General features: G+C 59.3%; 20 protein-coding genes. 14 read left to right on the top strand and 6 right to left on the bottom strand.

The features are described from left to right. Positions 1 to 149 precede the first annotated feature (149 nt). Both rlmM and tusA read left to right on the top strand, forming a co-directional pair. The gene (rlmM, locus tag OK411_RS19415; protein ID WP_264365551.1) at positions 150 to 1,223 is read left to right on the top strand and encodes a 23S rRNA (cytidine(2498)-2'-O)-methyltransferase RlmM; all 1,074 of its coding nucleotides are present in this window, start codon (positions 150 to 152) and stop codon (positions 1,221 to 1,223) included. 144 nt (positions 1,224 to 1,367) lie between these two features. Further along, positions 1,368 to 1,616 (top strand): sulfurtransferase TusA, encoded by a 249-nt coding sequence (gene tusA, locus OK411_RS19410; protein ID WP_136493888.1) that lies wholly within the window; start codon positions 1,368 to 1,370, stop codon positions 1,614 to 1,616. A gap of 48 nt (positions 1,617 to 1,664) precedes the next feature. Here the strand turns inward: tusA and OK411_RS19405 are convergent, their stop codons facing one another. After that, positions 1,665 to 3,074 carry an MATE family efflux transporter gene (locus tag OK411_RS19405; protein WP_136493887.1) on the bottom strand — a complete coding sequence of 470 codons (1,410 nt, stop codon included), beginning with the start codon at positions 3,072 to 3,074 and terminating at the stop codon, positions 1,665 to 1,667. 160 nt (positions 3,075 to 3,234) lie between these two features. Between OK411_RS19405 and pdxB the strand changes: the two genes are divergently transcribed. Then, on the top strand, positions 3,235 to 4,377 hold the full coding sequence (pdxB, locus tag OK411_RS19400; protein WP_136493886.1) for a 4-phosphoerythronate dehydrogenase PdxB: 1,143 nt from the start codon (positions 3,235 to 3,237) through the stop codon (positions 4,375 to 4,377). A 167-nt stretch (positions 4,378 to 4,544) separates the two neighbouring features. On the opposite strand, the gene OK411_RS19395 is transcribed toward pdxB, so the two are convergent. After that, entirely contained in the window at positions 4,545 to 4,724 is a 180-nt protein-coding gene (locus OK411_RS19395; RefSeq protein WP_024013646.1) for a PA1571 family protein, read from the bottom strand. 258 nt (positions 4,725 to 4,982) lie between these two features. Between OK411_RS19395 and OK411_RS19390 the strand changes: the two genes are divergently transcribed. Beyond that, positions 4,983 to 6,767, top strand: a complete 1,785-nt coding sequence (locus OK411_RS19390) for an ABC transporter transmembrane domain-containing protein (protein ID WP_264365550.1) — start codon at positions 4,983 to 4,985, stop codon at positions 6,765 to 6,767. A gap of 55 nt (positions 6,768 to 6,822) precedes the next feature. Then, the gene (locus tag OK411_RS19385; RefSeq protein WP_136493884.1) at positions 6,823 to 7,851 is read left to right on the top strand and encodes a Fic family protein; all 1,029 of its coding nucleotides are present in this window, start codon (positions 6,823 to 6,825) and stop codon (positions 7,849 to 7,851) included. Between the two features lie 105 nt (positions 7,852 to 7,956). Here OK411_RS19385 and OK411_RS19380 read toward each other — a convergent pair whose 3' ends face one another. Further along, positions 7,957 to 9,885, bottom strand: coding sequence for a transglycosylase SLT domain-containing protein (locus OK411_RS19380; protein ID WP_016775500.1), 1,929 nt, complete (start codon positions 9,883 to 9,885; stop codon positions 7,957 to 7,959). A 214-nt stretch (positions 9,886 to 10,099) separates the two neighbouring features. On the opposite strand from OK411_RS19380, the gene OK411_RS19375 reads away from it, so the two are divergent. Continuing rightward, positions 10,100 to 12,022 carry an ATP-binding cassette domain-containing protein gene (locus tag OK411_RS19375; protein ID WP_039760799.1) on the top strand — a complete coding sequence of 641 codons (1,923 nt, stop codon included), beginning with the start codon at positions 10,100 to 10,102 and terminating at the stop codon, positions 12,020 to 12,022. 192 nt (positions 12,023 to 12,214) lie between these two features. Here the strand turns inward: OK411_RS19375 and OK411_RS19370 are convergent, their stop codons facing one another. Further along, entirely contained in the window at positions 12,215 to 12,652 is a 438-nt protein-coding gene (locus OK411_RS19370) for a universal stress protein (protein ID WP_016775498.1), read from the bottom strand. A gap of 103 nt (positions 12,653 to 12,755) precedes the next feature. Between OK411_RS19370 and OK411_RS19365 the strand changes: the two genes are divergently transcribed. From OK411_RS19365 to OK411_RS19335, 7 genes are all read left to right on the top strand, one after another. Continuing rightward, complete coding sequence (locus OK411_RS19365) at positions 12,756 to 13,193, top strand: hypothetical protein (RefSeq protein WP_024013641.1); 438 nt, start codon at positions 12,756 to 12,758, stop codon at positions 13,191 to 13,193. Between the two features lie 527 nt (positions 13,194 to 13,720). Continuing rightward, positions 13,721 to 15,868 carry a fatty acid oxidation complex subunit alpha FadB gene (gene fadB / locus OK411_RS19360; protein WP_024013640.1) on the top strand — a complete coding sequence of 716 codons (2,148 nt, stop codon included), beginning with the start codon at positions 13,721 to 13,723 and terminating at the stop codon, positions 15,866 to 15,868. Positions 15,869 to 15,897: 29 nt separating this feature from the next. Then, complete coding sequence (fadA, locus tag OK411_RS19355) at positions 15,898 to 17,073, top strand: acetyl-CoA C-acyltransferase FadA (RefSeq protein WP_016775495.1); 1,176 nt, start codon at positions 15,898 to 15,900, stop codon at positions 17,071 to 17,073. Positions 17,074 to 17,165: 92 nt separating this feature from the next. After that, the gene (locus OK411_RS19350; RefSeq protein ID WP_125918335.1) at positions 17,166 to 17,402 is read left to right on the top strand and encodes a DUF1653 domain-containing protein; all 237 of its coding nucleotides are present in this window, start codon (positions 17,166 to 17,168) and stop codon (positions 17,400 to 17,402) included. A gap of 114 nt (positions 17,403 to 17,516) precedes the next feature. Further along, on the top strand, positions 17,517 to 20,150 hold the full coding sequence (gene topA, locus OK411_RS19345) for a type I DNA topoisomerase (protein WP_041477349.1): 2,634 nt from the start codon (positions 17,517 to 17,519) through the stop codon (positions 20,148 to 20,150). 144 nt (positions 20,151 to 20,294) lie between these two features. Next, complete coding sequence (locus tag OK411_RS19340) at positions 20,295 to 20,819, top strand: DUF6586 family protein (RefSeq protein ID WP_095182364.1); 525 nt, start codon at positions 20,295 to 20,297, stop codon at positions 20,817 to 20,819. 106 nt (positions 20,820 to 20,925) lie between these two features. Further along, positions 20,926 to 21,159 (top strand): hypothetical protein, encoded by a 234-nt coding sequence (locus OK411_RS19335; RefSeq protein ID WP_003226592.1) that lies wholly within the window; start codon positions 20,926 to 20,928, stop codon positions 21,157 to 21,159. A gap of 97 nt (positions 21,160 to 21,256) precedes the next feature. On the opposite strand, the gene sulA is transcribed toward OK411_RS19335, so the two are convergent. Together sulA and lexA are read right to left on the bottom strand one after the other, a co-directional pair. Next, complete coding sequence (gene sulA / locus OK411_RS19330; RefSeq protein ID WP_024013637.1) at positions 21,257 to 21,730, bottom strand: SOS-induced cell division inhibitor SulA; 474 nt, start codon at positions 21,728 to 21,730, stop codon at positions 21,257 to 21,259. A gap of 10 nt (positions 21,731 to 21,740) precedes the next feature. Continuing rightward, a complete protein-coding gene (lexA, locus tag OK411_RS19325) occupies positions 21,741 to 22,349 on the bottom strand; it encodes a transcriptional repressor LexA (protein ID WP_016775490.1) in 609 nt (202 codons plus the stop codon). Positions 22,350 to 22,578: 229 nt separating this feature from the next. Here lexA and OK411_RS19320 point away from each other — a divergent pair, with 229 nt between their 5' ends. Next, positions 22,579 to 23,286, top strand: a complete 708-nt coding sequence (locus OK411_RS19320) for a TetR/AcrR family transcriptional regulator (RefSeq protein ID WP_016775489.1) — start codon at positions 22,579 to 22,581, stop codon at positions 23,284 to 23,286. Positions 23,287 to 23,404: the final 118 nt, after the last annotated feature.

Genomic DNA, 23,404 nt, shown 5'->3' with positions numbered 1-23,404 from the left:
GAGTAGCTGGCTAATAACTGGACTCTATCGGCGCAACCATGGTTCCGACTTCAGCTATCATGCGCCGGTTTTCGTGACAGGCATTGCGGCAACGCAAGGCTTGAGCATCGCGCAGCGGCCGAATGATCGACCGCTGCCCAGGAGTAAGAATGAACACCCTATTCATGCATTGCCGGCCCGGCTTCGAAGGCGAAGTCTGTTCGGAGATTTCCGATCTCGCCGCCCGTCTCAATGTCGCCGGTTACGCCAAAGCCAAAACCGCCACGGCCTGCGCCGAGTTTGTCTGCACCGAAGCCGACGGCGCCGAACGCCTGATGCGCGGTCAGCGTTTCGCCGAATTGATCTTCCCTCGGCAGTGGGCGCGCGGCTTTTTCATCGATCTGCCGGAAAACGATCGCATCAGCGTAATCCTCGCGCACATGGCCGATTTCCCGGTGTTTGGCAGTCTGTGGCTGGAAGTGGTCGATACCAATGACGGCAAGGAACTGTCGAATTTCTGCAAAAAGTTCGAAGGCCCGCTGCGCAAGGCGCTGACCGCCGCTGGCAAACTGGTGGAAGACGCCAGCAAGCCGCGTTTGTTGCTGACCTTCAAAAGTGGTCGCGAAGTGTTTCTCGGCATGGCCGATGCCGGCAATTCGGCGATGTGGCCGATGGGCATTCCGCGCCTGAAGTTTCCCCGCGAGGCGCCGAGCCGTTCGACCTTGAAGCTGGAAGAGGCGTGGCACCACTTCATTCCACGTGATCAGTGGGAAGACCGCCTGCACAGCGACATGACCGGCGTCGACCTTGGCGCCGCGCCGGGCGGCTGGACCTGGCAACTGGTCAACCGTGGCATGCTGGTCACCGCCATCGACAACGGCCCGATGGCCGAAAGCCTGATGGAAACCGGATTGGTCCAGCATCTGATGGCGGATGGTTTCACCTTCAAGCCCAAGCAGCCGGTGGACTGGATGGTTTGTGACATTGTCGAGAAACCTGCGCGCAACGCGGCGATGCTGGAAGAGTGGATCGGCGAAGGACATTGCCGCGAAGCAGTGGTCAACCTGAAGCTGCCGATGAAGCAGCGTTATGCCGAAGTGAAACGTCTGCTCGAGCGCATTGCCGACGGTTTCATGGCACGTGGGATCAAGGTTGATATCGGCTGCAAGCAGTTGTATCACGACCGCGAGGAAGTGACTTGCCATCTGCGCCGGCACGACACCAGAAAACCCAAATCGCGCTGACACAACACTGAACCTGCGGGAGCGAGGCTCCTCGCGAAAGCGGTGGGGCTGACGGATTGCCTTCGCGAGCAGGCTCGCTCCCACATGGGTTGGACGATATCCCAAGCAATGCGCGACAATGCCGGCCAGTTTTTGGAGTAAACCATGAGCGAAATGATCAACACCCCAGTCGAAGGCACCCTCGACGCCACCGGTCTGAATTGCCCGGAACCGGTAATGATGTTGCATCAGCACATCCGCGATCTGGTGCCCGGCGGCCTGCTCAAGGTGATCGCCACCGATCCCTCGACCAAGCGCGATATCCCCAAGTTCTGCGTGTTTCTTGACCATGAGCTGGTCAGCCAGCACGAAGAGGCCGGCACCTATCTGTACTGGATTCGCAAGAAGTCCTGAATCAGGGCCAAAAAAGACCTGCAGAAGCAGGTCTTTTTTTATGGGTGTTCAACCCGCCGAACGACTGATCCGAATCCGCTTGCGCGCGCTGCGTGTCAGCCGGATCGACAGCATCAGCGCCGCGCAGCTCAAACCGACGATCAAACCCTGCCACAAACCGCTCGGACCGCGTGGCTCGCCGAGCCAATCGGTCAGGCCCAGCGCATAACCGACCGGCAAACCAATCCCCCAGTAGGCGAACAGGGTCAGGATCATCGTCACCCGAGTATCCTGATAGCCACGCAGTGCGCCTGCTGCGGTCACTTGGATTGCATCGGAAAACTGGAATAGCGCCGAATAGACAATCAGCATCGCCGCAATGTGAATCACCGTTGGATCAGCGGTATAGATCGCCGCAATCGGCTCGCGCAGCGCCAGCATCAGACTCGCCGACAGGCAGGCGTAGGCCAGCGCCGTGCCCATGCCGACTCCAGCGGCAAAACGTGCCTCTCGCGGTTCCTCGCGGCCCAGCGCCTGGCCGACACGCACGGTGACCGCCATGCCCAGCGAATACGGGATCATGAATACCAGCGAGCTGACGTTCAGCGCGATCTGATGCCCGGCCACCACCGTCGCGCCGAGGCTGCCGATCAGCAGGGCGATCACGGCAAAAATGCTCGACTCGGCAAACACCGCGATGCCGATCGGCAAACCAATCGACAGCAGACGTTTGATCACCGCCCACTGCGGCCAGTCGAAACGGCTGAACAGTTCGCTTGAGCGATAGGCTGGTGCCCAGCGTTCATACCCGGCCAGGCCCAGCGCCATCACCCACATCACGATTGCCGTGGCCCAGCCGCAGCCGACGCCGCCCATGGCCGGCACGCCGAAGTGGCCATAAATGAAGATGTAGTTCAGCGGGATGTTCAGCGCCAGACCACAGAGGCCCAGCACCATGGCCGGGCGGGTGCGGCCGATGCCGTCGCTGGTGCAGCGCAGCACGTGATAGAAGGCCACCGCCGGCAAGCCGCTGGCGATGCCGTGCAGATATTGCATGCACGGGCCGATCAACTCGGGATCGACTTTCATCAGATGCAGCACCGGCTCGGCGGCGATCAGCATCGAGGTGGCGATCAATCCGACTACCAATGCCAGCCACAACGCCTGACGCACGATCGGGCCGATCTCGCTGTGCTTGCCTGCGCCGAAACGCTGCGCGACCTTTGGCGTGGTGGCCAGCAGGGTGCCGGTCATCAATAGAAACACCGGGACCCAGATCGAGTTGCCCAGCGCCACCGCCGCCAGATCCTTGGGCCCGACGCGCCCGGCCATCACCGCATCGACGAAGCCCATGGCCGTAGTCGCCAGTTGCGCGATGATGATCGGCAGCGCCAGGGCGAGCAGGTTTTTCAACTCCAGGCGAATCCGCGCAGGGCGGGTCAGGGAGACGGCGACAGGTTGGTCAGTTACAGGGTTCACAGGCAAAGCGTCCAGAAAGTATTGATGCGCAGAGCGGCGCATTCTACGCCGCTGACACCTCGGTCAGGAAAAATCCTCTGTTGCGCATTTGTAAGCGTAAACCCTGCTGGCTGATCGACGCGTCAGCACCTAAACTGCCGATCCGCCCAAGGAGCCCGCCATGCTGATTGTTGCCGACGAAAATATTCCGCTGCTCGATGCTTTTTTTGCCGGTTTCGGCGACATCCGCCGAGTGCCGGGCCGCTCCATTGACCGCGCGACGGTCGAGCACGCCGATGTGTTGCTGGTGCGTTCGGTGACCAACGTCAATCGCGCGCTGCTTGATGGCAGCAAGGTGCGCTTTGTCGGCACCTGCACCATCGGCACCGATCATCTGGATCTCGATTACTTCAACGAGGCCGGGATCTGCTGGTCGAGCGCGCCGGGTTGCAATGCCCGTGGCGTGGTCGATTACGTACTGGGCAGTCTGATGACGCTGGCCGAAATCGAAGGCGCGGATCTGACTCAGCGTACTTACGGCGTTGTCGGCGCCGGTGAAGTGGGGGGGCGCTTGATCAAGGTCCTGAAGGGCCTGGGTTGGAACGTCAAGGTTTGCGACCCGCCACGTCAGGCTGCCGAGGGCGGCGATTATGTCAGCCTTGAGCAGATCATCGAACAGTGCGACGTGATCAGTCTGCATACGCCTTTGACCCGCAGCGGCAACTCTGCAACCTGGCACCTGTTCGATCAACAGCGTTTGCAGCAACTCAAGCAGGGTGCATGGTTGATCAACGCGGCGCGCGGCCCTGTGGTGGATAACGTTGCGCTGCGTGAGGTGCTGCTGGAGCGCGAGGACCTGCAAGCGGTGCTCGACGTCTGGGAGAAGGAGCCGGAAGTCGACCCTGCGCTGGCCGAGCTCTGCGTATTGGCCACGCCCCATATTGCCGGTTACAGCCTCGACGGCAAGCAACGCGGGACCGCGCAGATCTATCAGGCCTACTGCGCTTTCATTGGCCAACCTGCGGCTATCGCGCTCAGTGATCTGCTGCCAGCAACCTGGTTGTCGGAAGTTTCCCTGCACGGTGACAGCGATCCGGCATGGGCGCTGGCGATGTTGTGCCGGGGCGTGTACGACCCGCGCCGCGATGATGCGGATTTCCGCCGCAGTCTGGTGGGAAATGTCGCTGAGCAGCGTGCGGCGTTTGACGTGTTGCGCAAGCAATATCCGGTGCGACGCGAGATCGAAGGGCTGAAGGTGCGAATCCAAGGTGATGCGCCGGGGTTGCGGCAGATTGTTGAGGCGCTGGGGGCGGTGGCTGTCTGAATCAGCGCTGGCCTTTTCGCGAGCAGGCTCGCTCCCACAGGGGATCTACAGTGCAGCAAAGTTAAAGGTGGGAGCGAGCCTGCTCGCGAAAGCCACACCACCAATCCCGAATTGCAGATATAAAAAACCCGGCCAATCAGGGCCGGGTCAGGAAGACGGTGGCTACATCACTCTTGTTCGGCAGGCTTGACCAATCGCTTCTCCAGTTCGCGGCAAGCGTCCTGGATCATGTCTTCAGTGATCGGTACTTCGCGGCCCTGCTCATCGATAATCGAGCAACCCAGAGACTGGTCGGGTTTGGTGCGGATCACTTCAATCTTGTCTTCGCTGCTGTGTTGCAAGGACATGGCCTGTCTCCTCATCAGGTTGTGTGCCTAAGTTAAAACCGCCACGTGACCAGGCTGTGACAACTCCCTGCGGTCTGTCGGCGGGCGGCATCTCTACTCAAACAGAAATGACCGCTCGTCTCAACCGCAACCTTAGACCAATCGTTTCTAGCATCCGGACATCCCGGGCATATTTAACCTGACTCATTGTGATTTACAGAGTTCCACCCCATCTGAGTCTGTGGGCTGGCCCGATCCATTTGCGCAGACGTGAACTCCATGATCTCCATGCTTTCTTCCCGACACCGGCGCGCCCTGCGCGTGACCAGTCATTTTCTCCTGCCGTACCGCTGGCATGCCTTCGGCGCTTTGCTCGCGCTGATCGTCACCGCCGGCATTACCCTGTCGATGGGGCAGGGCATCAAGTTGTTGGTAGACCAGGGTTTCATGACCCGTTCGCCGCATCTGCTCAATCAGTCCATCGGCATTTTCATGTTGCTGGTGCTCGGGCTGGCGCTGGGCACCTTTGCCCGTTTCTATCTGGTGTCGTGGATAGGCGAACGCGTGGTCGCCGACATTCGCCGTCAGGTGTTCAATCACCTGGTGTATTTGCATCCGGGCTTTTATGAGGACAACCGCAGCTCGGAAATCCAGTCGCGCCTGACCGCTGACACCACGCTGCTGCAATCGGTGATCGGCTCGTCGCTCTCGCTGTTCCTGCGCAATTTGCTGATGGTCATCGGTGGTGTAGTGCTGCTGTTCATCACCAATCCGAAGTTGACCAGCATTGTCGTGATTGCACTGCCGCTGGTGATCGCGCCAATCCTGATTTTCGGCCGCCGCGTGCGCAATCTTTCGCGCCAGAGCCAGGACCGTATCGCCGACATTGGCAGCTATGTGTCGGAAACCCTAGGCCAGATCAAAACCGTGCAAGCCTACAACCACCAGGTTCAGGACGAGCAGCGTTTCGCCTCGACCGTCGAGCAGGCGTTCGAAACTGCGCGCAAACGGATTTTCCAGCGAGCGTGGTTGATCACTTTGGTGATCGTGCTGGTGCTTGGCGCGGTGGCGGTGATGTTGTGGGTCGGCGGCATGGACGTAATGGCCGGGCGTATCTCGGCCGGCGAGCTGGCGGCATTCGTTTTCTACAGCCTGATTGTCGGCAGCGCGTTCGGCACGCTGAGCGAAGTGATCGGCGAACTGCAACGCGCTGCGGGTGCCGCTGAACGCATCGCGGAATTGCTGCGCTCGGAAAACATCATCCAGCCACCGTCGACCGGACTGGTCACTCTGCCAGCGCGAGTCAAAGGAGAACTTGAACTGCGCGACGTGCGTTTTTCCTACCCGTCGCGTCCGCAAAGCTACGCCGTTGATGGCTTGAGTCTGACGGTGAGGGCGGGCGAAACCCTGGCATTGGTGGGGCCGTCCGGCGCCGGCAAGTCTACGGTTTACGACTTGTTGCTGCGCTTCTACGATCCACGCGAGGGGCAGATTTTCCTCGATGGCGTGCCGCTGACCAGCCTTGACCCGCTGGATCTGCGCCGCTGTTTCGCCCTGGTCTCGCAAACCCCTGCATTGTTCTTCGGCAGTGTGGAGGACAACATCCGCTACGGCTGCCCGACGGCCACGCTTGAACAAGTCAAGGAAGCTGCGCGAATTGCCCACGCCCACGACTTCATCGAACAAATGCCGGACGGCTATCAAACTCATCTGGGAGACGGCGGCCTCGGGTTGTCCGGCGGTCAGCGCCAACGTCTGGCCATCGCCCGCGCCTTGCTGGTAGACGCGCCGATCCTGCTGTTGGACGAAGCTACCAGCGCCCTCGACGCACAAAGCGAGCATCTGATCCAGCAGGCCCTGCCAACGCTGATGGAAAACCGCACCACGTTGGTCATCGCGCACCGGCTGGCCACGGTGAAGAACGCTGACCGCATTGCAGTGATGGATCAAGGCAAGCTGGTAGCGGTGGGGACACATCAGCAATTGATCGCCAGCAACCCGCTGTACGCGCGGCTGGCGGCGTTGCAGTTTAATGATGGTTATGAGGCGACTAAACAGAACTGATGCATGGCGCCAACATCGGGCATCATTACGAACTGCATGATTTCAGGATGAGGATATGAGTCGTTATCAGCCGCCGCTGACCTTGACTGCACGAATGATTACGCTGATCGCCGAAATCAGCGAACAGATAGGTCAGCTCTTGGCTGTGGACGATAGTCGGCAGACGCCTCAGCTGCGTCGAAGCAATCGAATCCGTACGATTCAGGCTTCGCTGGCTATCGAAAACAATACATTGAGTGTTGAACAGGTCACTGCGGTCATTGCCGGGCGTCGAGTCCTGGGGTTGCCCAAGGAGATACAGGAAGTTCACAACGCTTTTGCGGCGTATGAGTCGATGCCGACCTGGAATCCGGCCAGCAAGCCTGATCTGTTGCGAGCCCATGAGTTATTGATGCACGGTTTGATCAAGGATAGTGGGCAATTACGCCGTACGGGCGTTGGCATCTATCGAGGCGATCAGTTGGTGCATATGGCGCCGCCCCCGAGCCGGATTGCGCATCTGGTCGATGACCTCTTGGCATGGCTTGGCTCATCTGATTGGCATCCGTTGATCATCAGTTGTGTCTTCCATTACGAATTCGAGTTTATTCATCCTTTCGCGGATGGAAATGGGAGGATGGGGCGTCTCTGGCAAACTCTGATTCTCAGTCAGTGGCGACCGGTGCTTGCCTACTTGCCAGTTGAGGCGGTTATCCGGGATCAACAGGACGCCTATTACGCTGCGCTCTCGACGGCGGACCGGATGGCAGAATCGACGCCGTTTGTTGAATTCATGCTCCACGCGTTGAGTCTTGCACTGCGCGAAGCCGTCGAAAGCGAGTCTTTGACCGACCCAGTAACCGACCCAGTAACCGACCCAGTAAAGAGGCTTTTGCTAACGTTGCAAAACCGGGCGCTGAAAACCAGTGAGCTAATGGGCGAATTGGGTCTTACACATAAGGCGACATTTAGATCCAACTACCTTAAACCGGCGCTGGCAGCGGGATTGGTCGAAATGACGGATCCTCAAAGTCCGAACAGTCCCGTTCAGAAATACCTGCTCACAGAGGAGGGCAAGCTCAAGGTCGTGCAGGCGAAAAGATAGATCTGCTGCGCTAAAAAAATGCCCGCATTGCAGTGCGGGCATTTTTGTTGAGCCAGATCAAAAGATCGCTGTCTTCGGTGGCTTTTACGTAACCGGCGTTACCCGTTACTGATCATCAAAATACCGCTCATGCCAATCCACCAGCGGTTGCGGCGAGTTGAGCTTTTGCCCGTAGATCACCGAGTAGGACAACACGTTCTGCACGTATTGACGGGTTTCGTCGAAAGGGATGCTTTCCACCCAGACGTCGAAACTCAGGTGATCAGCGCCGCGCAGCCACTGACGCACGCGGCCTGGCCCGGCGTTGTAAGCGGCGGAGGCGAGCACGCGGTTGCCGTTGAACTGGCTGTGCACCTGGCTGAGGTAAGCGGCGCCGAGCTGAATGTTCTTATCCGGATCGAGCACTTGCTGCGGTGAGGCCAATGGAATGCTGAACTTGCGCGCGGTTTCCTTGGCCGTGCCGGGCATCAATTGCATCAGGCCGCTGGCGCCGACGCCGGAGCGCGCGTCGTCCATGAAGGCGCTTTCCTGCCGGGTGATGGCGAACACCCAGCTCGAATGCAGGCCGCGCACCTTGGCTTCACGCACGAGGGTATCGCGGTGCGCCATCGGGAAGCGGATGTCCAGATCGTCCCAGTACTGCGCCTGACTGATGGTGCGGATCGCCGGGAAGTACCATTTCAGGTCGTAGGCCAGTTTGGCCTGGGCGACCATTTCATCGCGGTTGAAATGACGGCTGACGTGATACCACTCGCGACGCCCATCGACGATCTGCCCACGTGCATGAAACTCCAGCGCGCGACGTACGCCGGGGGTGTTGCGGACCTTGTTGATCAGCGCCTGGCTGAGCACCAGCGGTTTGTTGTTCAGCGAGTAAGGCGATTGTGAACGGTCTGCGGCGAGGAAGCCGTAGAAGTCTCGTTCCCGCGCCAGATTCTTGTACAGGGTCAGCGCTTGCGGGTTTTGTGGCTCGGCCAGTTCCAGGCTGCGCGCCTGCCAGTAGCGCCAACGGTTGGTGGTGGCCAGGTCTTGCGGCAGACGTTTGGTCAATTCGTAGGCATCGTTCCAGCGTGCCAGACGCAGCAGCAGGCGCAGGCGCCATTCCGAGACGGTGTTGTCGCGCAGCTCCGGATCGTATTTGGTCATGACATCCAGCGCGCGGCTGTCGAAGCGGCGCGCAAGGGTCAGGCCGATCTCGCGAGCAATCGCGACTTTTTCATCACGAGAGAAATGCATGCTGCTGGCGTAACCGTCGAGCAAAGCCATGGCCTTGTCCGGATCCTGCCGAGCGAGGCGGCGCAGGCCGAGGCTGACGACGTCTGACATCGGCTCGTCGGCCGGGGTGAAGCGCGACGGCTGGTTGAGCAGTTCGGGTTTCTGCGCCACGTCGACCAGCAAGCGACCGCGCGGGGCGAGGGTGGTCAGGCCGTTGATCAGGCTGTTGGCCAGTGGATAGTTGCGGGCCTGCGCGGCAAGTTTGGTGCGCTCCCAACGTTTCTGCTCGGTAAGCTGGCCGTCGGCAGCCCAGATGCCGAACAGCGCGTCACAGGCGGCCGGTTGCGATTTGCCGGTCAGCCAGAGTTTTTCCGCACTGGCATATCCTTCGGCTTTCTTGTCGTGGCTGATCTGGTACTGCGCGTTGAGGCAGTCCAGTTCGGTGAAATTCAGCTTCGGATCGTAATACTTGACGAAGGTCGCCCAGTCGCCACGGTCGGCGAGCCAGCGCAACCAGCGCAGTTTCATCCAGTTGGCTTGCGGCAGGTCACCGTGTTCGGCGAGGAATTTCTCGATTTCCGCGTTGCTCGCCGTCTTCAGGCGGGCGGTCAGTTCGTCGTAGGCCAGATACGGCTCCAGCGGATAATCGGCCAGCGCCTGGCTGTAACGGAAATACGGGCCGGTATCACCCTTGGCCAAGGCGCGCTTGGCTTCATCGTAATACTGGCGTTGGGTGGACAGGTCCACCGCCTGGACGGATTGAGCGGCAGTGGCGGTAAGAAACAAGCAGGACAAAACACTGAAAAGGCGACTGCGCATGAGACATCCGGGCAGAGAAATCATGACAAGTGCCGATCGAAATCCGCACTGAATTGCCTGTAGCTTAGCCTTTTGCCAGCAAGCGGCGAAAGCTTTGCGAGCCTCGCTGCACAAGTTCGCAACAAATGTTGTGCAGAGTGCTTCGACAGACAAATTGCCGGCCTGCTCAAGCCTCAAGTCAGGTAGAATGCGCGCCCGGTTTTTGGAGAAGCTCATGACCCTGCTCAAATTCAGCGATGTGTCCCTTGCGTTCGGCGCTATGCCGTTGTTGGACAAGGTGTCCTGGCAGATCGCCCGTGGTGAGCGGGTGTGCATCATCGGCCGCAACGGCACTGGCAAGTCCAGCATGATGAAGCTGGTCAAGGGCGACCAGAAGCCCGATGACGGCTCGGTGTGGCGTGCCCCCGGTCTGAAAATCGGCGAACTGCCGCAAGAATTGCCAGTGGCCGACGACCGGACGGTATTCGACGTGGTGGCTGAAGGCCTCGACGGTGTTGGCGCCTTGCTCGCCGAATACCATCACCTGAGCCAGAACATCGTCACCGACGCCGATCTGGACAAGCTGATGCACGTTCAGCACGACCTCGAAGCCCGTGACGGCTGGCGCCTGCAGACGCTGGTCGACAGCACCCTCAGCCGCCTGCAACTGCCGGCCGACAAGACCCTCGCCGAGCTGTCCGGCGGCTGGCGTCGTCGCGTGCTGCTGGCGCAGGCGCTGGTGTCCGAGCCCGATCTGCTGCTGCTCGACGAACCGACCAACCACCTGGACATCGGTGCGATTGCCTGGCTCGAAGAGGCGCTGAAAGATTTCCAGGGCGCCGTGCTGTTCATCACGCACGACCGTTCCTTCCTGCAAAACCTCGCCACGCGCATCCTCGAACTGGATCGCGGTGGGCTGATCGACTGGAACGGCGACTACGCCAGTTTCCTCGTGCACAAAGAAGCCGCGCTGGCCGCTGAAGAAACTGCCAACGCGCTGTTCGACAAGCGTCTGGCTCAGGAAGAGGTGTGGATCCGTCAGGGCATCAAGGCCCGCCGCACTCGTAACGAAGGTCGCGTGCGCGCTCTGAAAGCCCTGCGCGTTGAGCGCAGTGAGCGTCGCGAGCGTACCGGCAAGGCCAACATCCAGCTGGAAACCGCCGACAAATCCGGCAAGCAGGTGATGGTGCTCGAGAACGTGAGCTTCGCGCACCCGGGCGGGCCGTTCCTGATCAAGGATTTCTCCATGGTCCTGCAGCGCGGCGACCGTATCGGTCTGCTCGGCGCCAACGGTACCGGCAAGACCACCCTGTTGAAACTGATGCTCAGCGGTCTGCAACCGACCAGCGGCAAAGTGGAAGAGGGCACGCGTATCGACGTCGCCTACTTCGACCAGTTGCGCCATCAGCTGGATCTGGAAAAAACCGTGATCGACAACGTCGCCGAAGGTCGCGACTTCATCGACATCGACGGGCAGAGCCGCCATGTGCTGAGCTATCTCGGCGACTTCCTGTTCAGCCCGCAGCGTGCACGCACGCCGGTCAAGGCGTTGTCCGGTGGCGAGCGTGCGCGTCTGTTGCTGGCGAAGCTGTTCAGCAAGCCGGCGAACCTGCTGGTACTCGACGAACCGACCAACGACCTCGATGTGGAAACCCTCGAGCTGCTCGAAGAAGTGCTGCTGACCTTCAACGGCACCGTGCTGATGGTCAGCCACGACCGGGCATTCCTCGATAACGTGGTGACCAGCACCCTGGTCTTCGAAGGTGAAGGCAAGGTTCGTGAATATGTCGGCGGCTATCAGGACTGGATCCGTCAGGGCGGCTCGCCGCGTCTGTTGGGTGTGACTGAAAGCAAGTCGGGCAAGGCTGACCTGAATTCGGCGGTGGTTACCGCTGAGCCGGCTCCGGTGGCTGCGCCTGCCGCTGCTGCTCCGGTTGCCAAGAAGAAACTCAGCTACAAGCTGCAGCGCGAGCTGGAAGCCTTGCCGGGCGACATCGACGCCAAGGAGCAGCAGATCGCCGCAGTTGAAGCAGAAATGGCTGAAGCCGGTTTCTATCAGCGTCCGCCGGCGGAAACGGCCAAGGTGATTGCTTCGCTGGAGCAATTGCAGGCCGAGCTGGATGCGTTGGTGGAGCGTTGGGCCGAGCTGGATGCCTGATTGCTCCTGATGTGAAAAAGCCCGGCGCTCAGTGATGAGCGCCGGGCTTTTCATATGTAGCGCGATCTACAGGCGGGAGCAGGTCACCTGTGGGAGCGAGCCTGCTCGCGAAAGCGGTGTGTCAGGCAGCACTCATATTGAATGTGCCGACGTATTCGCGAGCAGGCTCGCTCCCACAAAGAGCAAGACCGATCAACGTTTGACCAGGTGCACCGCCAGTACATCGCAAGGTGCGCCGTGCAGCACGTCATTCGCGGTCGAGCCGAGCAGCAGTGCCAGGCCATGACGGCCATGGCTGCCGACCACGATCAGATCGCACGCTTGTTCCTTGGCAAAATGATGGATTTCCTGGCGGGGCTGGCCGTAGGTCAGATGGCAATTGGCGCCTTCAAGCTCTGGATATTTCGATTTGAGTTTTTCAAGACGCTCCTTGGCCTGATCGAACTGCTGTTGTTGCAGTTGTGACAGGTCCATCGGCACGTCGCCACCGAAGGCCATGGCCATTGGTTCAACGATATGCACCAGCGACAACTTGGCAGCGTTGCTCACCGACAGCTCGCGGGCGCGGTGGATCACAGGGTCGCACTCTTCGGTCAGATCTACGGCGACCAGTATGTGGTGGTAGGGCATGAGGTGCTCCTCCTGAGGGTTCGATATTGGTAAGTATGGCTGGTTTCAAGCGCATTGGTTCGCAAGTGACACAATGGGCTCATCAAAAATCGGGAGTACAGATATGACGGTCTGGCTGGTGGTGTCAATCCTGCTGGTAGTTTTAAGTCCACTGGCATGGTTGCGCCCATCGCGCACGCAGAGCGGGCGCATGGCCCTGCGCATGGAGGCGCGACGCATCGGCCTGGCCATGCAGCTGGCGCCGCAGGAGTGGCCGCACTGGCTGCTGCCGGAGCCGCCGAATCCCTGCGCCCAATACCACCGGCCGCGGCGTGGCAGTCAACCGGCGTGCTGGACCTACTGGCAGAAAACCCCGGGCGTGTGGGTCAACCAATGGCAGGAAGTCTGCAGTGACCGGACCCTGCTCGATTATTTCGAAAAATTGCCGGGGAATGTTTTCAAGATCGAAGCGGACAAGCAGATGATCGCCTTGTACTGGGGCGAGAAGGGCGAGGCGACGGTTCTGCAGGATATCGACGCGACGCTGAAAGCGCTGGCGTGAAACGGCGACTTTTCTCACTGCAACGGTGTGGAAGGTCTGGCAGACGAGCAATAAAAAGCCCGACATGATTCGTCGGGCGGGTTGGCCAGGCAGGCCGGTAATCTTTTTTTGCGGCAGGCGCTTCGATCGCCCCGGCAAATTTCCTCGCAGTCCCCCCAGCGTAGCCTTCTGAACAGGGCTCGGCGGAAATTAGGGCGACTTTTCTAACTATTGATTCTATGAATGGCTCAACATCGAGACGGGTGTTGCTGCTCATCATGGTGCAGAAATGACTGCAAAGTCGCATTTCAGCCCGAATTTAGGGCGATTGACAATTGTCAGAAATTCCGTGAAGGTGACGTACCCGAATCAAACGGGCGTATGAATTGAGCGTTTGTCTTACAGACTGCTCCTACAGAATCCCGACTATCGCGTTGGCGGGTGTGCCAGGCGGACGGTGTCAGTAATCGACGAGCAAAGCGTCCTTCTGAGCCATAAGCCTGCGTCCGACGTGTACTGTTCAGCTTCCATATCGTGGAGATCAGTTGATGATTTACGAAGGTAAAGCCATCACGGTTAAAGCTCTTGAAAGTGGCATCGTCGAATTGAAATTCGACCTCAAGGGTGAGTCCGTCAACAAGTTCAACCGTCTAACCCTGAACGAACTGCGTCAGGCCGTAGACACCATCAAGGCAGATGCTTCGATCAAGGGCGTGATCGTCAGCAGCGGCAAGGACGTATTCATCGTCGGCGCCGACATCACCGAATTTGTCGACAACTTCAAGCTGCCGGATGCCGAGCTGGTTGCTGGCAATCTCGAAGCCAACAAGATCTTCAGCGATTTCGAAGACCTCAACGTGCCAACCGTCGCGGCCATCAACGGCATCGCCCTCGGTGGCGGTCTGGAAATGTGCCTGGCGGCTGACTATCGCGTCATGTCCACCAAGGCCAAGATTGGTCTGCCGGAAGTCAAACTGGGCATCTACCCGGGCTTCGGCGGTACCGTGCGTCTCCCGCGCCTGATCGGTGTCGACAACGCCATCGAGTGGATTGCCGCCGGCAAGGAAAACCGCCCGGAAGACGCGCTGAAAGTCAGCGCCGTCGACGCCGTAGTCGCCCCTGAAAAATTGCAGGAAGCTGCCCTCGAGCTGATCAAGCGCGCCATCTCCGGCGAGTTCGATTACAAGGCCAAGCGTCAGCCGAAACTTGAAAAACTCAAGTTGAACGCCATTGAGCAAATGATGGCTTTCGAAACCGCCAAAGGTTTCGTGGCTGGCCAGGCCGGCCCGAACTACCCGGCGCCGGTTGAAGCGATCAAGACCATCCAGAAAGCCGCGAACTTCGGTCGCGACAAAGCGCTGGAAGTGGAAGCAGCAGGCTTCGTCAAACTGGCCAAGACCTCTGCTGCGCAGAGCCTGATCGGCCTGTTCCTGAACGATCAGGAACTGAAGAAGAAGGCCAAGGCCTACGACGAAATCGCCAAAGACGTGAAGCAGGCTGCCGTACTGGGCGCCGGCATCATGGGTGGCGGTATCGCTTATCAGTCGGCCTCCAAAGGCACGCCGATCCTGATGAAGGACATCAACGAGCACGGTATCGAGCAGGGTCTGGCCGAAGCCGCCAAGCTGCTGGTCGGCCGCGTTGACAAGGGTCGCATGACCGCGGCGAAGATGGCTGAAGTGCTCAACGGCATTCGTCCGACGCTGTCGTACGGCGACTTCGGTCACGTCGATCTGGTCGTCGAAGCTGTGGTCGAGAATCCGAAGGTCAAGCAAGCGGTGCTGGCTGAAGTCGAAGACAAGGTCAAAGAGGACACCATCCTCGCGTCCAACACCTCGACCATTTCCATCAGCCTGCTGGCTAAAGCCCTCAAGCGTCCGGAAAACTTCGTCGGCATGCACTTCTTCAACCCGGTGCACATGATGCCGCTGGTGGAAGTGATCCGTGGCGAGAAGTCCAGCGAACTGGCGATCGCCACCACAGTTGCCTACGCGAAGAAAATGGGCAAGAACCCGATCGTGGTCAATGACTGCCCGGGCTTCCTGGTCAACCGCGTGCTGTTCCCGTACTTCGGCGGTTTCGCCAAGCTGGTCAGCGCCGGTGTCGACTTCGTCCGCATCGACAAAGTCATGGAAAAATTCGGCTGGCCGATGGGTCCTGCGTACCTGATGGACGTGGTCGGCATCGACACCGGTCACCACGGTCGTGACGTGATGGCTGAAGGTTTCCCGGACCGCATGAAGGATGACCGTCGTTCGGCCATCGACGTGCTGTACGAAGCCAAACGCCTGGGCCAGAAGAACGGCAAGGGCTTCTACGCCTACGAGGCCGACAAGAAAGGCAAGCAGAAGAAAGTCGCCGATCCGTCGGTACTCGAAGTGCTCAAGCCGATCGTTTACGAGCAGCGCGAAGTCACTGACGAAGACATCATCAACTGGATGATGATCCCGCTGTGCCTGGAAACCGTGCGTTGCCTGGAAGACGGCATCGTTGAAACCGCCGCCGAAGCCGACATGGGTCTGGTCTACGGTATCGGTTTCCCTCCATTCCGTGGCGGTGCGCTGCGCTACATCGATTCGATCGGTGTTGCCGAGTTCGTTGCCCTGGCTGACCAGTACGCTGATTTGGGCGCGCTGTACCACCCGACCGCGAAGCTGCGCGAAATGGCCAAGAACGGCCAGAGCTTCTTCGGTTAAGCGCCCCCAACTAGAGTGAGAGTGAACTTATGAGCTTGAATCCTAGAGACGTCGTGATTGTCGACTTCGGTCGTACTCCGATGGGCCGCTCCAAGGGCGGCATGCACCGCAACACCCGCGCCGAAGATATGTCGGCGCACCTGATCAGCAAACTGCTGGAACGCAACAGCAAAGTCGACCCGGCGGAAGTCGAGGACGTGATCTGGGGCTGCGTCAACCAGACCCTGGAGCAGGGCTGGAACATCGCGCGCATGGCGTCGCTGATGACCCAGATCCCGCACACCTCGGCCGGCCAGACCGTCAGCCGTCTGTGTGGCTCCTCGATGAGCGCGCTGCACACTGCTGCGCAAGCGATCATGACCGGCAACGGTGACGTGTTCGTGGTCGGCGGCGTCGAGCACATGGGCCACGTAAGCATGATGCATGGTGTCGATCCGAACCCGCACATGTCGCTGTACGCGGCGAAAGCCTCGGGCATGATGGGCCTGACCGCTGAAATGCTTGGCAAGATGCACGGCATCACTCGTGAGCAACAGGATGCCTTTGGCGTGCGTTCCCACCAGTTGGCCCACAAGGCAACCGTGGAAGGCAAGTTCAAGGACGAAATCATCCCGATGCAGGGTTACGACGAGAACGGTTTCCTGAAACTGTACGACTACGATGAAACCATTCGTCCGGAAACCACCCTGGAAAGTCTGGCGGCGCTCAAGCCGGCATTCAATCCGAAAGGCGGCACCGTGACTGCCGGTACTTCGTCGCAGATCACCGATGGTGCTTCGTGCATGATCGTGATGTCGGCGCAGCGTGCACAGGACCTGGGTATCCAGCCGATGGCGGTGATCCGTTCGATGGCAGTAGCGGGTGTGGACCCGGCGATCATGGGCTATGGTCCAGTGCCGGCGACACAAAAAGCCCTGAAGCGTGCGGGCCTTGGCATTAACGATATCGACTTCTTCGAGCTCAACGAAGCTTTCGCCGCACAGGCCTTGCCAGTGCTGAAAGATCTGAAAGTGCTCGACAAGATGAACGAGAAGGTTAACCTGCACGGCGGCGCGATCGCCCTGGGTCACCCGTTCGGTTGCTCCGGTGCACGTATTTCCGGCACCCTGTTGAACGTGATGAAGCAGAATAGCGGCACCTTCGGGGTGGCCACTATGTGCATTGGTCTCGGCCAAGGCATCTCCACCGTCTTCGAACGCGTTTAAGCGTCTCGTCGATGGAAGCCGGGGCCCAGTGCCCCGGTTTTTGTTTTGGGTTTTTTATTTATTTTTGAAAAGATTTCAGTGAGGGCCGAAGCATGCCGATACAACCTGGGCTCTACCAACATTACAAAGGTCCGCAATACCGTGTATTCAGTATTGCGCGGCATTCCGAAACCGAAGAAGAAGTGGTCTTTTACCAAGCCCTGTATGGCGATTACGGTTTTTGGGTGCGCCCGCTGAGCATGTTCGTCGAGTCGGTCGAGGTTGACGGCGAGCAGGTGCCGCGCTTTGCTTTGGTGCAAGCCGAACCGAGCCTTTTTGACAAGGCATGAGGCGACTGCGCAGACAACCCTGCGCTTGACCTCACCTTGTATCAACTATATATAGCGGTGCCGCGTCAGGCGCCAACCGCCTTTCACTTCTAGAATTCAGGAATTTTCTGATCCATGGGCAAATCGCTGGTCATTGTGGAATCCCCGGCTAAGGCCAAGACCATCAACAAGTATCTGGGTAACCAATACGTGGTGAAGTCGAGTATCGGCCATATCCGAGACCTGCCCACCAGCGGTTCGGCTAGCGCCAGCAAAGAGCCAGCCGCCAAGCGCGGCAAGGCTGCTGCGGGCGAAGGTCCGGTGCTCTCGCCGAAAGAGAAAGCGCGCAAGCAGCTGGTCTCGCGCATGGGCGTCGATCCCGAACACGGCTGGAAAGCCCAGTACGAGATCCTCCCGGGCAAAGAAAAGGTCATCGAAGAGCTGCGCCGGCTCGCCAAGGATGCTGACACCATCTATCTCGCAACCGACTTGGATCGCGAGGGGGAAGCCATTGCCTGGCACCTGCGCGAAGCCATCGGTGGTGATGACAGCCGTTACAAGCGTGTGGTGTTCAACGAAATCACCAAGAAGGCGATTCAGGAAGCCTTCTCCGAGCCGGGCGAGCTGGACATTGATCGTGTCAACGCCCAGCAGGCGCGTCGTTTCCTCGACCGCGTCGTCGGCTACATGGTATCGCCGCTGCTGTGGGCCAAGATCGCCCGTGGTCTGTCTGCCGGGCGCGTGCAATCGGTTGCTGTGAAACTGGTGGTCGAGCGTGAGCGCGAAATCCGTGCGTTCAATCCCGAAGAATACTGGGAAGTGCATGCCGATCTCGGCACCACCAAAGGCTCGACCGTGCGTTTCGAAGTGGCTCGCGAAAAAGGCGAAGCCTTCAAGCCGCTGAACGAAGCCCAGGCCATGGCTGCGCTGGAGAAGCTCAAGTCCTCCAGCTACAGCATCGTCAAGCGCGAAGACAAACCGACCAGCAGCAAGCCGTCGGCGCCGTTCATCACGTCGACCTTGCAGCAGGCTGCGAGCAACCGCCTTGGTTTCGGCGTGAAGAAAACCATGATGATGGCCCAGCGTCTGTACGAAGCCGGCTACATCACTTACATGCGTACCGACTCGACCAATCTCTCGGCCGACGCCGTGGCGATGGCGCGCACTTACATCGAAGACGAGTTCGGCAAGAAGTACCTGCCGGAAACGCCGAACGTCTACAGCAGCAAGGAAGGCGCGCAAGAGGCTCACGAAGCGATTCGTCCGTCCGACGCCAACACTACGCCAAGCAAGCTGGCGGGCATGGAGCGTGATGCCGAGCGTCTGTACGAGCTGATCTGGCGCCAATTCCTCGCCTGCCAGATGCTGCCGGCGCAGTACCTGTCGACCACCGTCAGCGTCGGCGCTGGCGACTTCGAGCTGCGCGCCAAGGGCCGTATCCTCAAGTTCGACGGTTACACCCGGGTGATGCCGCAGATTGCCAAGCCTGGCGATGATGACGTGCTGCCTGACATGGCCCAAGGCGATGTGATGAAGCTGATCAAGCTCGATCCGTCGCAGCATTTCACCAAACCACCGGCGCGTTACTCCGAGGCCAGTCTGGTCAAGGAGATGGAAAAGCGCGGCATCGGTCGTCCTTCGACCTACGCTGCGATCATTTCGACCATTCAGGATCGCGGTTATGTGACCCTGCACAACCGTCGTTTCTACTCGGAAAAGATGGGCGACATCGTCACCGAGCGTCTGTCCGAGAGCTTCTCCAATCTCATGGACTACGGCTTCACCGCCGGCATGGAAGAGAACCTCGATGACGTGGCGCAGGGCGAGCGCGACTGGAAAAATGTGCTGGACGAGTTCTACGGCGACTTCAAGAAGAAGCTCGAAGTAGCGGAAAACCCGGACAGCGGCATGCGCGCCAACCAGCCGGTCATGACTGACATTCCGTGCACCACCTGCGGTCGTCCGATGCAGATTCGTACCGCATCGACTGGCGTGTTCCTCGGCTGCTCGGGCTACAGCCTGCCGCCGAAAGAACGCTGCAAGGCTACCGTCAACCTGGTGCCGGGCGATGAAATCGCCGCAGACGACGAGGGCGAATCGGAATCGCTGGTACTGCGTGGCAAGCATCGCTGCCCGATCTGCAGCACGGCGATGGACGCCTACCTGCTGGACGAAAAGCGCAAGCTGCACATCTGCGGCAACAACCCGGATTGCGCCGGTTACGAAATTGAAGAAGGCAGCTATCGCATCAAGGGCTATGAAGGTCCGAGTCTGGAATGCGATAAGTGCGGCAGTGAGATGCAGCTCAAGACCGGCCGTTTCGGCAAGTTCTTCGGTTGCACCAACCCGGAGTGCAAGAACACCCGCAAGCTGCTGAAGAGCGGTGACGCGGCGCCGCCGAAGATGGATCCGGTGAAGATGCCTGAGCTGAAATGCGAAAAGGTCAACGACACCTATATCCTGCGCGATGGTGCGTCCGGTCTGTTCCTGGCCGCCAGTCAGTTCCCGAAAAACCGCGAGACCCGCGCTCCGTTGGTGATCGAGATTCTGCCGCACAAGGACGAGATCGATCCGAAGTACCACTTCCTGTGCGAGGCTCCGCAAAAGGATCCTGACGGTCTGCCAGCGGTCATCCGCTACAGCCGCAAGACCAAGGAGCAATACGTACAGACAGAAGTCGATGGCAAACCGACAGGCTGGAAGGCGTATTACGACGGTGGCAAGTGGACTGTTGAAGACAAGCGCAGCGCAAAGGCCAAGGCTGAGTAAGCGCTAGTCTGAACAGCGAAAAGGCCGCATGAAACCTTGGGGGTTTCATGCGGCCTTTTTGTTTTGTGCTTGCGCTGGCATTGGTTGATCCATGACACTGCCGGGCCTGTGTGAAGCAATTATTTCGTTGTGGAGGCTGCCGTCATGGCCCACGAGCTCTATACCCGCACCAACCAGAAGATCTATTTCGCTGGGCTGTCACTCGAAGCTCTGGCTCGTGCTGAAGAAGGGCGGGCGATGAATTCTCTGGCGCTGATCCAGGCCGGGCGTGAGTCGGCGTTGTTCCACCTATACGGCGCGCTGCTGGGCTTGTGTCATGAGATCGCTGGCTTTTATCGTCTGCCGCAGGCCAATTCGCCGAGGGCGGAGGAGTTGCTGAGGCGCGAAGTGCTGGAATCGATAGCGATCCCGGAGCTGGCGGAAATGGTCGAGCTGGCCGGCAATCCGGAAACCTGGCTGGCGAAACTGCTGGCAGCGCACGCAGCACTGTTTCAGCCACCGAGGGCGCCACGCAAGCCGAAAGGCGACGTGACGCAGCCGCTGATTCAAGCGATTAATCTTGATGAAGAAGAGGCGCCAGAAGAGCTCAGTCGAGATGAGCTGGAGAGCTGGCGGCAGAACCTCAAGGGCCTGGCCCTGCGTTTCCGGGAAGGCTTGAACGAGTGCTGAGGTAGTTTGGCGCAGTGGCAATCTGAAACATGCTGCTGGTCAAGATCCTGAGCGAAGCTCGAATGATGTCTATATAATCGCTGCCTTTCGTGGAGAACAGACCTATATGCCAACGTCCTTTCTAGAAATTGTCGAGTTACCAGACGGCCGAATCGAACTGCGCAGGGCTGAGGACGAAGGTTCTCTGGTGACGCTGGATTTCTCCGAGGATGCCAAAGCGTTCCTGCAGGGCCAGCACGTTGAAATCGCCAAAGCGATGTTGAGCGTTGGCGTGCAGATGGCGGGTCGTATGGTTGAAGGCGAGTTTGATAAGGAAGAGGGGCCGCGGGTTCTTCATTGATTCACGCTTTGGCCTTTGCTCGGTCGCTTGCGCTTCAGATCGGCTTCTCTGTCCTTGGAGAAGCCCTGCGCTTCACACAGCGCGCATTACCAATCAATCAACCCAAACGAATGTTCAGGCTCTGCGCTTCGCCCGTACGCGCGGCGCTGATCAGTTGTTGCCGCGAATTGGCATTCAACGGGTTTAGCCATGTCACCACGGTGTGGCTGCGACCCAGTCGCAACGCTTCGCACGCCAGTTGCTGAGCACTTTGAGTGCCGCGCGGTTGCAGCAGAAGAATGCGTTCGCGATTCAGGCCGGCATCGCGCAGCCAGGTTTGCGTCAGACTGGCGGGTGGGGCGATCAGCGTCAGCCAGCGAGCATCCTGATCCTCGCTGAGCTCACGCAGGATCGGGGCGAGCAGGTTCAGGCAGTTCCCGGCCGCACCGCGCAGTGATAGCTCACTGAAGGCGTCAGGTTTGGCGTTCCAGTCACGCTCGACCACGTCTTTGAGGATCGGCGCTAGCGGCTGCGCCAGAAACGCTTCAAACAAAGGCAGTTGTGTTTGCTGAGGTGTGTGTGGGAACTGCATGGAGCCTCCTTTAGCGGCGAATGACGCCGACACTCAAGCCTTCGATCACCAGTTCCTGATCTTTCAGGTCGACTTCGATAGGGGCGAACTCGGGGTTTTCAGCGATCAGCCAGACCTTGCTGCCTTCACGCTTGAAGCGTTTGACCGTCACTTCGTCGCCGATACGCGCAACCACAACCTGGCCGTTACGCGCTTCGCGGGTGGTATGTACTGCCAGCAGGTCGCCGTCGAAGATGCCGATATCCTTCATGCTCATGCCGTGCACACGCAACAGGTAGTCGGCGCGAGGATGGAAGAAGGTCGGGTTGATGTTGCAGGATTCTTCGATGTGCTGCTGGGCGAGGATCGGCGCGCCGGCAGCCACTCGGCCAATGATCGGCAGGGTGGAATCGTCGGCCTTGGCTTCGAAGCCGGGAATACGGATGCCGCGGGAAGCACCTGGGGTCATCTCGATCGCGCCTTTGCGGGCGAGGGCCTTGAGATGTTCTTCCGCCGCGTTGGGCGATTTGAAACCCAGTTCCTGAGCGATTTCCGCACGGGTGGGCGGATAGCCGTTGTCTTCGAGGCAACGTTTGATAAAGGCCAGAATCTCGGCTTGGCGTGGCGTCAGCTTTAGCATATTGATCGCTCTGTCTTTTTATACAGTGACTGGGATTATATACAGTGAAGCGGTCTTGGCAATGGGCGTTTTTTTGCCGCCCGCCGAGCGGTCGCGCAGGGCACTTATTAATGCCGGCGCCTTGTGTGGTTAAATAGCTGACCGACCATTCCCAAAACGAACCGGCAGGCTTGACAAGGCACAGGCTGAAACGTATGTTTCAAACAAGTGTTTGTCAGGCGGAGTAGCCATGGCCCAGTCGGAAACCGTTGAACGCATTCTTGATGCTGCCGAGCAGTTGTTCGCGGAGAAAGGATTCGCTGAAACCTCATTGCGTTTGATCACCAGCAAGGCTGGCGTCAATCTGGCTGCGGTGAATTATCACTTCGGCTCGAAAAAGGCGCTGATCCAGGCGGTATTCTCGCGCTTCCTCGGTCCGTTCTGCGTCAGTCTCGATAAAGAGCTGGAGCGCCGTCAGGCCAAGCCTGAGAACAAGCCGACCCTCGAAGAATTGCTGGAAATTCTCGTCGAGCAAGCGCTCGTCGTGCAGCCTCGCAGCGGTAATGACCTGTCGATCTTCATGCGCTTGCTCGGCCTCGCGTTCAGTCAAAGCCAGGGCCACTTGCGACGTTATCTGGAAGACATGTACGGCAAGGTGTTCCGCCGCTATATGCTGCTGGTCAATGAGGCGGCGCCACGCATTCCGCCAATCGAGCTGTTCTGGCGCGTGCACTTCATGCTTGGCGCCGCTGCGTTCAGCATGTCCGGGATCAAGGCCTTGCGCGCGATTGCCGAGACCGATTTCGGCGTCAATACCTCCATCGAACAAGTGATGCGCCTGATGGTGCCGTTCCTCGCTGCCGGCATGCGCGCCGAAACCGGCGTCACCGATACAGCCATGGCCAGCGCGCAATTGCGTCCGCGCAGCAAATCCATGCCGGTCGCCGCCAAGGTTTGACCGCGCACGGGTGGGCGCGGCAGCTGGTATCCGCTAAGCTAGCCGGCCATGCCGACTCTCGTACTGAACCCGATCTGCATGAATTCTGCTGACCGTCCGGGCAATGCCCACGGTAGCG

The sequence above is a fragment of the Pseudomonas sp. RG1 genome (assembly GCF_025910115.1).
Lineage (GTDB): Bacteria > Pseudomonadota > Gammaproteobacteria > Pseudomonadales > Pseudomonadaceae > Aquipseudomonas > Aquipseudomonas atacamensis.
The sequence above is the reverse complement of the archived record's forward strand: the minus strand, read 5'-3'. Positions and strand labels throughout refer to the sequence as shown.

Bases quoted from the DNA above. Each gene is read 5' to 3' on its own strand.
- OK411_RS19350 (WP_125918335.1), top strand. From the start codon at position 17,166: ATGCCGATACAACCTGGGCTCTACCAACATTACAAAGGTCCGCAATAC.
- pdxB (WP_136493886.1), top strand. From the start codon at position 3,235: ATGCTGATTGTTGCCGACGAAAATATTCCGCTGCTCGATGCTTTTTTT.
- OK411_RS19320 (WP_016775489.1), top strand. From the start codon at position 22,579: ATGGCCCAGTCGGAAACCGTTGAACGCATTCTTGATGCTGCCGAGCAG.
- topA (WP_041477349.1), top strand. From the start codon at position 17,517: ATGGGCAAATCGCTGGTCATTGTGGAATCCCCGGCTAAGGCCAAGACC.
- fadA (WP_016775495.1), top strand. From the start codon at position 15,898: ATGAGCTTGAATCCTAGAGACGTCGTGATTGTCGACTTCGGTCGTACT.
- fadB (WP_024013640.1), top strand. From the start codon at position 13,721: ATGATTTACGAAGGTAAAGCCATCACGGTTAAAGCTCTTGAAAGTGGC.
- OK411_RS19380 (WP_016775500.1), bottom strand. From the start codon at position 9,885: ATGCGCAGTCGCCTTTTCAGTGTTTTGTCCTGCTTGTTTCTTACCGCC.
- OK411_RS19370 (WP_016775498.1), bottom strand. From the start codon at position 12,652: ATGCCCTACCACCACATACTGGTCGCCGTAGATCTGACCGAAGAGTGC.
- OK411_RS19375 (WP_039760799.1), top strand. From the start codon at position 10,100: ATGACCCTGCTCAAATTCAGCGATGTGTCCCTTGCGTTCGGCGCTATG.
- OK411_RS19395 (WP_024013646.1), bottom strand. From the start codon at position 4,724: ATGTCCTTGCAACACAGCAGCGAAGACAAGATTGAAGTGATCCGCACC.
- rlmM (WP_264365551.1), top strand. From the start codon at position 150: ATGAACACCCTATTCATGCATTGCCGGCCCGGCTTCGAAGGCGAAGTC.
- tusA (WP_136493888.1), top strand. From the start codon at position 1,368: ATGAGCGAAATGATCAACACCCCAGTCGAAGGCACCCTCGACGCCACC.
- OK411_RS19335 (WP_003226592.1), top strand. From the start codon at position 20,926: ATGCCAACGTCCTTTCTAGAAATTGTCGAGTTACCAGACGGCCGAATC.
- sulA (WP_024013637.1), bottom strand. From the start codon at position 21,730: ATGCAGTTCCCACACACACCTCAGCAAACACAACTGCCTTTGTTTGAA.
- OK411_RS19390 (WP_264365550.1), top strand. From the start codon at position 4,983: ATGATCTCCATGCTTTCTTCCCGACACCGGCGCGCCCTGCGCGTGACC.
- OK411_RS19385 (WP_136493884.1), top strand. From the start codon at position 6,823: ATGAGTCGTTATCAGCCGCCGCTGACCTTGACTGCACGAATGATTACG.
- lexA (WP_016775490.1), bottom strand. From the start codon at position 22,349: ATGCTAAAGCTGACGCCACGCCAAGCCGAGATTCTGGCCTTTATCAAA.
- OK411_RS19365 (WP_024013641.1), top strand. From the start codon at position 12,756: ATGACGGTCTGGCTGGTGGTGTCAATCCTGCTGGTAGTTTTAAGTCCA.
- OK411_RS19340 (WP_095182364.1), top strand. From the start codon at position 20,295: ATGGCCCACGAGCTCTATACCCGCACCAACCAGAAGATCTATTTCGCT.